Annotated in this window: 8 protein-coding genes; 1 reads left to right on the forward strand and 7 read right to left on the reverse strand. The window is 67.7% G+C overall.

The features are described from left to right. Nucleotides 1–86: 86 nt before the first annotated feature. The gene (locus EAH73_RS22635) at nt 87–1,145 is read right to left on the reverse strand and encodes a glycosyltransferase (RefSeq protein WP_240047374.1); all 1,059 of its coding nucleotides are present in this window, start codon (nt 1,143–1,145) and stop codon (nt 87–89) included. Nucleotides 1,146–1,149: 4 nt separating this feature from the next. Then, a complete protein-coding gene (locus tag EAH73_RS22640) occupies nt 1,150–1,488 on the reverse strand; it encodes a YbaB/EbfC family nucleoid-associated protein (protein ID WP_140469715.1) in 339 nt (112 codons plus the stop codon). Nucleotides 1,489–1,683: 195 nt separating this feature from the next. Here EAH73_RS22640 and EAH73_RS22645 point away from each other — a divergent pair, with 195 nt between their 5' ends. Continuing rightward, a complete protein-coding gene (locus EAH73_RS22645) occupies nt 1,684–2,580 on the forward strand; it encodes an SMP-30/gluconolactonase/LRE family protein (protein WP_140469716.1) in 897 nt (298 codons plus the stop codon). A gap of 18 nt (nt 2,581–2,598) precedes the next feature. Here the strand turns inward: EAH73_RS22645 and EAH73_RS22650 are convergent, their stop codons facing one another. The 5 genes from EAH73_RS22650 to EAH73_RS22670 all read right to left on the reverse strand — a co-directional run. Then, nucleotides 2,599–3,195 (reverse strand): TlpA family protein disulfide reductase, encoded by a 597-nt coding sequence (locus tag EAH73_RS22650; protein ID WP_240047375.1) that lies wholly within the window; start codon nt 3,193–3,195, stop codon nt 2,599–2,601. A gap of 90 nt (nt 3,196–3,285) precedes the next feature. Continuing rightward, nucleotides 3,286–5,298, reverse strand: a complete 2,013-nt coding sequence (locus EAH73_RS22655; protein WP_140469717.1) for a gliding motility-associated C-terminal domain-containing protein — start codon at nt 5,296–5,298, stop codon at nt 3,286–3,288. 32 nt (nt 5,299–5,330) lie between these two features. Beyond that, nucleotides 5,331–6,407, reverse strand: a complete 1,077-nt coding sequence (locus EAH73_RS22660; protein WP_140469718.1) for an aromatic amino acid lyase — start codon at nt 6,405–6,407, stop codon at nt 5,331–5,333. A 7-nt stretch (nt 6,408–6,414) separates the two neighbouring features. Beyond that, a complete protein-coding gene (gene hisS, locus EAH73_RS22665) occupies nt 6,415–7,881 on the reverse strand; it encodes a histidine--tRNA ligase (protein ID WP_140469719.1) in 1,467 nt (488 codons plus the stop codon). Nucleotides 7,882–7,982: 101 nt separating this feature from the next. Continuing rightward, the coding region (locus EAH73_RS22670) for a glutamine synthetase III (RefSeq protein ID WP_140469720.1) at nt 7,983–9,676 on the reverse strand (1,694 nt) is incomplete at its 5' end.

Genomic DNA, 9,676 nt, shown 5'->3' on the forward strand with positions numbered 1-9,676 from the left:
AAATCAATTGTTTCTCATATATTATAAGTTTAGTGCTAAACATGGTTGCCGCCGGGGCCCCGTTACCACCTCACTGGCCAAGCCCCCTAGCGCAAGCCCAGCTCCGTAAACCGGCGCTTGCCGCGGGCGAAGTAGGCCCACACCACGCTGCCGGCCCAGGCCCCGGGGCGCTGCGCCACGCGCAAGTGGGGCCCCGCGGTGGCGCGGCGGGCGCGCCAGTACGCCCGCTTTCGGAAGAAGTGCCAATGGGCGCGGGCCACGGCGCGGGCATCGGCCAGCTGGCCGCCCGCCAGAAAGCGCAGGCCGGCCACCCAATCCAGCGCCAGGCGTTGGGCCAGGGGCCCAGCTAGTTCGCCGGGGGCCGCGTTTTTATAAAGCAACGCCAAGCCGTTGCGGAAGTTGAGGTAGGTTTTGCGGGGGTTGGTTTTGGCCAGGGTGCCGCCGCCCACGTGGTGCACGGCGCTGCCGCCGTGGTACCACACCTCGTGCCCGGCATTCTGGAGGCGCCAGCAGAAGTCGATTTCTTCCATGTGGGCAAAAAACGCGGGCTCGAAGCCGCCCAGCGCGCGCCAGGCGCTGGCCCGCACCAGGCAGCAGGCCCCACTGGCCCAGGCGACGGGGCGCGGGTCGTCGTACTGACCGGCGTCTACTTCGGTGGTGTCGAAGAGCCGGCCGCGGCAAAACGGATAGGCCAGCCGGTCGAGGTAGCCGCCGCCGCCGCCGGCGTATTCAAACCGCGTGGGGTCGGCGTGGGCCAGGATTTTGGGTTGCACAGCGGCGACGCGCGGCTGCGCCACCAGCAGTGCCCGCAGGGGCCGCAGCCAGCCGGTCGTCACGGCCACGTCGGAGTTCAGCAGCACGTAGTACGGACTGTCAATCAAGGCCAATGCCTTGTTGTAGCCCTCGCAAAAGCCAAAGTTACGCTCCAGCAGCAGCAGCTCCACCGTGGGGAAGTCGCGGGCCAGCAGCGCCACTGAGTCGTCGGTGCTGGCGTTGTCGGCCACCACCACCCGGGCCCCGTCGGCGTGCTCGACCACCCCGGGCAGGAAGCGGCGCAGGAAATCCGCGCCGTTCCAGTTAAGCACCACGATGGCCACGTCGGCGCAGGCACCGGCCCGGTTCGGAAAAGGTTGGTTAACGGCCAAGGGCTCAGGCGCCGAAGTTGCCCAGGTCGAGGCCGGGGATGTTGGGCATCAGGCCACTGGTTTTGCGCTGCATTTCCTGGCGGGCCTGCTCGCCGGCGGCCTCCAGGGCCTTGTTGGCGGCGGCCACCACGAGGTCAGCCAGCATGTCGCGGTCCTGCACGGTGAGCAGGCTCTCGTCGATTTCAATTTTCAGCAGCTTGCGCTCACCGTTGGCGGTGGCGCGCACCAAGCCGCCGCCGGCCTCACCGGTGGCGGTGAGGTGTTGCATTTCCTGCTGGGCCTGCTGCATTTTTTCTTGCAGCTCCTTCACCTTGCCCATCATGCCCATCATGTCGAATGCCATAGCAAAAAGTCGTTATTGAGCCCATGCGGGCCGTGTTTAGAAGAAAAGATAAGCGTTCCGTCCGCCCTTACAGACCCCTGGGGCCCCCAATAAGTGCCCCGCCGGGCGCGGGCCGCAAAGGTAGCCGCCGGCCAGCCGGCCGGCACCCTGCCCCGTAAACGGGTTTATTTGCTGCTTCAACTACTTTCCGTTCCGATGGTTTCTTTCTTGCTAGCCGGGGCCCTGGCCGTGGCCGATACCGTGCCCTCCACCGCGCTCGGCGCCCAAGCCGTAGCCGCCCCCGGCGCACGCCTCACGCTGATAGCCAAGCAGTTCAAGTTCACCGAGGGCCCCGCCGTGGACCGTGCCGGCAACGTGTTCTTCACCGATCAGCCCAACGATAAAATCTGGAAGTACAGCACCGAGGGCAAATTGACGGTGTTCCTCACGCCCTCGGGCCGGGCCAATGGGCTCGATTTTGACGCCAAAGGCAACCTGCTGGCCTGCGCCGACGCCAAAAATCAGCTCTGGTCCATTAGCCCCGCTGGCAAGGTAACGGTGCTGGCCGATGGTTTCGAGCAGCACCGCTTCAACGGGCCCAATGACCTGTGGGTTAACCCCAAGGGCGGCGGTATCTACTTTACTGACCCTTACTACCAGCGCGACTACTGGGCACACACAGCCCCCGACATGGCTGCCCAAAACGTGTACTACTTGGCCCCTGGGGCCCCCGCGCCGGTGCTCGCCGCCGGCCAACTGCGCAAGCCCAACGGCATCGTGGGCACGCCCGACGGCAAGCAACTGTTTGTGGCCGACATCGAGGCCAACAAAACCTACCGCTACCAAATCGGCCCCGACGGCCGCCTCAGCAACCGCCAACTTTTTGTGGAACAGGGCTCTGATGGCATGGCCCTGGATAGCAAGGGCAACCTTTACCTCACCGGCCAGGGCGTGACGGTGTACAGCGCCCAGGGCCAGAAAATTGCCCACATCGACGTGCCCGGGGCCTGGACGGGCAACGTGTGCTTCGCCGGTAAAGACCTGAAAACCCTGTTTATCACCGCATCCGAAGCCGTGTACACGCTGCCCCTGCTGGTAAAAGGGCTGCGGTAAATACCTGAAAATTGGGCACTACTGGCCGGCCAACTGCTGCAAGTAGGCGCGGAACTCGGCGGTGTCGTAGTCGGCCATGCCTTCGTGGCGGGTGGCCACGGCGCCGTCGGGGCCCAACACGAAGGTGGTGGGGATGGATTTTGTGTCGAACACCTTGGGTAGCGGCGCGGCTGGGAAAAATACCGGAAACGTGTAGCCGGCCCGCTCCACCACGCGGCGGGCCCGGTCGGGGTTCTCATCGAGCGACACCATCAAGAAGGCCACCCGGGCGGTATCTACCTGGCTATAGAGGTGCTGGAGGGCGGGCATCTCGGCGCGGCAGGGCGGGCACCAGCTGGCCCATAGGTTCAGCACCACCACTTTGCCGGCGTAGCGGCGCAGGTTGGTGGGGCGGCCGTCGAGGGTGTAGAGCGGCGCGTCGGGCAGCGGCCTGGGGGCCCCGGCGTGCGGTGGCCGGGGGGCGGGCAGCGCGGGCCGCCACAGCCCGGTGGCCAGCAGGCCCTGCTGCAAGGTGCCCACCACCGGGGCCTTCAGGTCGGTGAAAAACACCACGGCCAAGCCGCCCATAAACAGGCCCTGGGTGAGGTTGGCGCGGTGGCGTTGGAAAAAGGACATGGGACAAGGGCGTAGCGTAGACTCTGTGAGTCCGCGCGGTTGAATGATTGCTCTGCAAGGGCCCCCACGCGCAGAATTACAAAGTCCGCGCTACTTTAAAAGCGTGACGGTGCCGGTTTGGCGCGTGAATTGGCCGGCTTCGTCGGTTTGCTCGAAGCGCCAGATATACACGCCGTTCACCGGCGCGTGGCCGTTGATGGTGCCGTCCCAGGTGGTGGCGCGGTTGGTGGCGCGAAACACCTGCTGGCCGTTGCGGTCCACGACGATGAGCACGAAATTATCCAAAAACCGGCCCTTTACCTCAAATACGTCGTTCAGGCCGTCGCCGTTGGGCGTGAAGGCGTTGGGCAGCAGCAGGCGGGCGCGGCGCGGCACCTGCGCCACGCTGGAGTAACTGAACGTGCCCGCCGGAATGCCGGCCCCGCTGATTTGCAGGCGGTAGCGCAGCACCTGACGGTCGATTGGTGGCTGATTATCAGTGGTGCTCAAGGCCGCAGTGGGGGCGGCCGTGGCCAGCACCGTGCCGTCGGGGGCCAGGGCTTGGAGGGTGTAGGCAACGGGCTGGGCGGGGTCGGGGCCAGTGAAGGCCGACCAGTTTAGGGCCACGGCGGTGGCCTCATCGTCGAGGGCCCGGGCGGTGAGGATGCTCGGGCAGGCCACGCCGCTTTCGGCCGAGGTGTTGCCGCACAAGTCGGTGAGGCGCAGTGAGTAGCACACGGCGGTGAGCGTCGCGGCGGCCGTCGAGTCGGTAACGGTGCGCCCGCTGGTGGCCGTGAGGAAATCGGATACGGGGCCCGTGCTGGGCAGGCGGCGGTAGCGCAGCGTGCCCCCGGCCGTCACGGGGCCCCCGGGCAGGCTGGGCGTCAGCGTCACCAGGTTTTGCAGGTTGAAGCTGGCCACCAGGCGGGGCGTGGGCGGGGCCACGGTGGAGGTGGCCACGAGGCCGGCTTCATTGGAGAGCACGGCCCCGCCGTCGGTGCTTACGCGGTAGGTGTAGCGGGTGCCGCACACCACGTTGGCGTCTTCCAGCCCGCCGCTGATGGCGGTCAGGTTGGTGACGGCCACGCCGTTGCGGGTCACGGCGTAGGGCCCCGGGCTGGGGTTAGCATCGGTGAGCAGCAGCTGGATGCGGCCCTGCGCCGACGAGGCCACGGCCAGGCCCAGCGTGTAGCGGGTGGCCGAGGGCACGGTGGCGGTTTGGCAGTTGTCGGTGCGCAGCACGCGGTAGCCGCCGGCCGGGGCATTGGGCAGGGCCACGCTGGTGCTGCCCGGCGGCACATCGGCCACGTTCTGGAACGGGCCGGTGCTGCCGGCCGGGGCCCGCTGCAAGGTGTAGGTGTAGCCGGTGGGCAGCTGGCCCACGCCCAGGCTTAGCTCGCCGGTGGGGGCGGGGGCACTCAGCGCCAGGGTGTTCAGGGCGGGCACCTGGGGGGGCGCCAGGGCGGGGATGGTTTGGGTATTGGGGCTGGTGCAGGGCCCCACCAGGGCGTAGTAGCCCGTGACGGTGACGGTGGTGGCCCCGGCCAACGCCACCACCTGGGGCAGGTTGCGCCGCACCACGGCCACCTCCGGCCCGCTGCCGGCGCGCACGGTGTAGCGGTCGTACACGGCATCCGTCACCGTAACCAGGGCCACGCCGGCGGGGCAGGGGGCGATGGTGAACGGCGGCGGCACGGTGGCGTAGGCCGTGAGCACGCGGGTGTAAAACGTGCCGATGACGCCGCCGTTGGCCAGCGTGGTATTAGCGTTTTCGGAGATGGTGACGGGCCCCGGCGCGGTGGGCGTGTAGCGGTACACGGTGCTGGCGCCGGTAGGTGAAATCAGGCAGCCGGGCGGGTACACATCGGTGCCCGGCAGGGCCGTATAGTACGTCAGGTCAGGCGATACGGCGCGGCTGGCGCAGGGCACAAAGCGCACCGGCCGGCCTACGCACAGCGCCTGCACCTCTTGCCCAGTGGTGGCATCCACCACGGCAAACGGCACGCCGCCGCAGTCGGTGGGCGGGGGCTGGGCACAATTCTGGGCCCGGGCCTGCCCGGGTACCAGGCCCCCCATCAGGGCCATCAGCAAAAGGAGAAATAATCCGGGGAGCGTCCGCTTCATGCTCAAAAATACGCCCTGACGGCCCTCCCGCGCTACTGCGCCCCGCCGGGGCCCACCGCTAGCCACGCATGGCCCCGCACAAATGCCGCCGCCTGCCGCAGCGCCGGGTACGGGGCCACCCCGGGGCCCCCGCCGGGCACCGCCGCCCGAAAGGCCGCCAGCAGCGTTTCGCCCGATTCTGAGCCTCCCGTGGGGGCCCCCGCGGCGGTGGCCAGCAGCTCCAGGCCCAGCAATTGCTCCACGTTTTCTACCACCTGGCGGGTGCGCAGCGCGGCGTAGGCGTCGGCTTCGGCGGCCACTAGCTGGCTGCTGGTGGTGGTGTGCGCCGCTAGGCTCAGGGGCCCTGGGCCGGCTGCACGCTGTGCGGCCCGGGTCGACGCCGCCTGGCCTAGCGCCGCCACGGCCGCCGCCAATTGGCCTAGCGCTGGGGCCAGCGGGGCTGCTTCCGCGTGGTCCAGGGCCCCGGCTACGGCTTGCGCCGCCACGGCCAGCGCGGCGGACAGCGCCGTTTCTTCGGGCGTTTCCGTTGCCATTGCCAGCGCCCGGATGGCTGCCGCGGCCCGCGCCAGGCGTTGAGCGCGCAGTAGTGCATCCACGGCGTAGGCCAGGGCGAAGGGCGCGCCGCGCAGCAGGGCCCCCGCCTCGCCGGCGCGTAGGGCCAGCGGCTCCCAGCTGAACAGGCTGAAGGCGTCGGCCGTGGCCAGGCGGTAGCCCTGGTAGTTGATTTCGCCCTCGCCTAGCAGCGGCAGGACCAGGTGCGCCCGGGCCGCTGCGTCGCCGCCCTGCTCGAACACCACCGGCAGCAGCTCGCGGTTGTACATGGCCAGCAGGCGCTCGGCCGTGGGGCGGGCCAGGCCAATGGGCTCGTTAACTGCCTGGTGCACAGCCAGCAACAGCATCAGGCGCACCAGGGGCTGGGGCGCTTCGGGGCCCGTGCCGTAGGCCTGGGCGCGCAGGCCGGCCAGCTCCGAGGCCTCCGCAGGGGCTCCGGCGGGGATGAAGCTAGCGGCGGCTTCGGGGCCCAGGGCCACGGTTTCGCCGTTGGCTAGTAGCTCGGCCAGGGTGCTGAGGGGGAGGGGCGCGCCGGGCGCGAGGAGGTAGTTGGGCACGGGCGGGCTATTGGGCTTGGGACAGTACCGCTACGGCTTCGGCCACCGACAGCAGCTGCTCCTGGCCGGCGCGCATGTCGCGCAGCTTTACCTGGCCGGCAGCGCGCTCATCGGGGCCCGCCAGCAGCAGGTACGGGATGCCTTTCTGGTCGGCGTATTGGAACTGCTTTTTGAGCTTGGCGGCGTCGGGGTACAGCTCGGCGGGCACACCGGCGGCGCGCAGCTGGGCCAGCAGCGGTAGCCCGGCGGCCAGCGAGGCCGCGTCGAACTGCGCCAGCAGCACCCGCGTGAGCGTGCCGGTGCCGGCTGGGAACAGCTCCAGCTCCTCCAGGCAGTCGTAGAGCCGGTCCACGCCGAACGAGAAGCCCACGCCCGACACATCCGGCAGCCCGAAAGCCCCGGTGAGGTTGTCGTAGCGCCCGCCGCCGCTCACGCTGCCCATCGCCACGTTGTTGATTTTTACCTCAAAAATGCAGCCCGTATAATAGGAGAGGCCCCGGGCCAGGGTGGGGTCAAACTCCAACCGGTTAAATTGGGTGAAGCCGGAGGCTTGCAGCAGGTCGCGCACGGCGGCCAACTCGTTGAGGCCCCGGTAGTAGGCGTCGGCCGAATCGTCGGCTTCGTCGGTGGGCTCCTGGGGCCCCGGGCGCTGGCTGTCGGGCTCCACGCCGGCCGTCACGAAGCCGGCCAGCAGGCGCTGGAGCTTCTTGGCGTAGCCGCCGCCCACCGTCAGCAGTTCAAACAGCGTGTCGATGGCGGCGTCCGAGAAGCCCTTTTCGAGCAGCTCCTTGGTCACGCCGTCGCGCCCGATCTTGTCGAGCTTGTCGATGGCCACGAACAAGTCCGTCTCTTTGCCCTCGCTGCCCAGCGCCTGGTAAATGTTGCGCAGCACCCCGCGGTGGTTGATTTTGATGGTGAAGTCCACCAAGCCCAAGCCGTTGAGCACCTGGGCCATCATCAGCACAATCTCGGCTTCGCAGAGCAGCGAATCGGTGCCCACCACGTCGGCGTCGCACTGCCAAAACTCGCGGTAGCGGCCGCGCTGGGGGCGGTCGGCGCGCCACACGGGCTGCATCTGGTAGCGCTTGAAGGGGAAGGTGAGCGTGGCCCGGTTCATGGCCACGTAGCGGGCGAAGGGTACGGTGAGGTCGTAGCGCAGGCCCTTCTCGGCAATCTTGGGCAGCACGGCGCGGGGGCCCTGGGCGAGGTCGTCGGCCGTTACGAGGGGCGTGATTTCGCCGCGCCGCTCCTTCACCAGGAAGTTGCCCGAGTTCAGCACTTTAAACAGGAGCTGGTCGCCTTCGTCGCCGTACTTGCCGGTGAGCACCGAGAGGTTTTCCAGGGTTGGCGTCTCAATCGGCGCGTAGCCAAACTGCTCGAACGTGCGGCGGATGACGCCGAAAATATGCTGGCGGCGGGCCACCTGGGCCGGGCCAAAATCGCGGGTGCCTTGCGGGATGCTGGGTTTTTCCATTACGGCCGCAAAGGTAGGGCCCCCGCGCGCCCGGGGCCCCACGCAAAAGGGGCAGCAAAGGGCACTTCGTGCTCCTTGCTGCCCCTGGCTGGCGGCGGCGCTTAGTTGCGGAACAGCAGCTCGCGGTATTTCACGAGGGGCCAGTCCTCGTCGGCCACCAGTAGCTCGAGTTTGTCAACGGCGCGGCGGATGGAGGCGAACTTCGTTTTGATGTCGTCGCAGTAGGCGATGGCCTGCGCACGCACATCGGTCAGCTTGTTGGCCACCTTGCGGGCCTCCACCATCTCGTCCACCGTGGTTTTGATGGTGCCCACGTAGCTGGAAATGGCCTTGATCATGTCGACGGTGATTTGGGTGTGCTCGTCGTCGAGGCCCAGCTCGCGCAGTATCTGCACGTTTTGCAACAGCTTGGTTTGGTAGGCGATGGCGGTGGGGATGATGTGGTTGATGGCCAAATCGCCCATCACCCGCGCCTCGATCTGGATCTTCTTCTGGTACTCCTCGAGCAAGATCTCGTGCCGCGCGTGCAGCTCCACTTCCGAGAGGATGCCGTGGCGGGCGAACAAGGCGGCCGCCTCGGGCGTCACCAGCGCGTCGAGCGCCTGCGGGGTGGTGGGCACGTTGGCCAGGCCCCGGCGGGCGGCCTCGGCCTTCCACTCCTCGGAGTAGCCGTTGCCCTCGAAGCGGATGTCCTTGGAGCTGATCACGTACTGGCGCAGCACCTCGACGATGGCCACCTCCTTTTTCTTGCCCTGCTCGATCAGGGCGTCGACCTCCGTTTTGAAGGCCAGCAGCTGGTCGGCCACGATGGCGTTGAGCGTGGTCATGGCCGAGGAGCAGTTGGCCGAGGAGCCCACGGCGCGGAACTCGAACTTGTTGCCCGTGAAGGCGAAGGGGGAAGTGCGGTTGCGGTCGGTGTTGTCGAGCAGGATGGCCGGGATCTTGTCGATCCCCAGCTTCAGGTAAATGTTGTCGGCCTTTTCGAGCTGTAGCTCCGAGGTCCGCTCCAGCTCGTTCAACACGTTATCGAGCGTCGAGCCAAGAAAGACGGACATGATGGCGGGGGGGGCCTCGTTGGCCCCGAGGCGGTGGTCGTTGCTGGCCGAGGCGATGCTGGCCCGCAGCAAGTCGCCGTAGCGGTGCACCGCTTTCACCGTCGTGATGAAGAACGTCAGGAATTGTAAGTTGTCGTTCGGGGTCTTGCCAGGCGAGAAAAGGTTGACGCCGGTGTCGGTGCTCATGGCCCAGTTGTTGTGCTTGCCCGAGCCGTTGACGCCGGCAAAGGGCTTCTCGTGCAAGAGCACCTTGAGGTGGTGGCGCTCGGCCACCCGGCCCATGATGTCCATCAGCAGCTGGTTGTGGTCCACGGCCAGGTTGGCGTCCTCAAACGTGGGGGCGCACTCGAACTGGTTCGGGGCCACCTCGTTGTGGCGCGTGCGCAGCGGGATGCCCAGGGCCGTGGCTTCCTCCTCGAAGTCGAGCATGAACCCGTGCGCCCGGGCCGGGATGGAGCCGAAGTAGTGGTCGTCGAGCTGCTGGCCCTTGGCCGGGGCGTGGCCGAAGAGCGTGCGCCCGGTCATGACCAGGTCGGGGCGGGCGTCGTAGAGGGCCTTGTCGACGAGGAAGTACTCCTGCTCGATGCCGAGCGTGGTGTGGACCCGGGCCACGTCCTTGTCGAAGTACTGGCACACGCCCAGGGCGGCCTTTTCGAGCACGGCCAGCGACTTGAGCAGCGGGGCCTTGTAGTCGAGGGCCTCGCCGGTGTAGGCGACGAAGATGGTGGGGATGCACAGGG

The sequence above is a fragment of the Hymenobacter nivis genome, assembly GCF_006439025.1.
In the GTDB taxonomy this organism is placed as follows: Bacteria; Bacteroidota; Bacteroidia; order Cytophagales; family Hymenobacteraceae; genus Hymenobacter; species Hymenobacter nivis_A.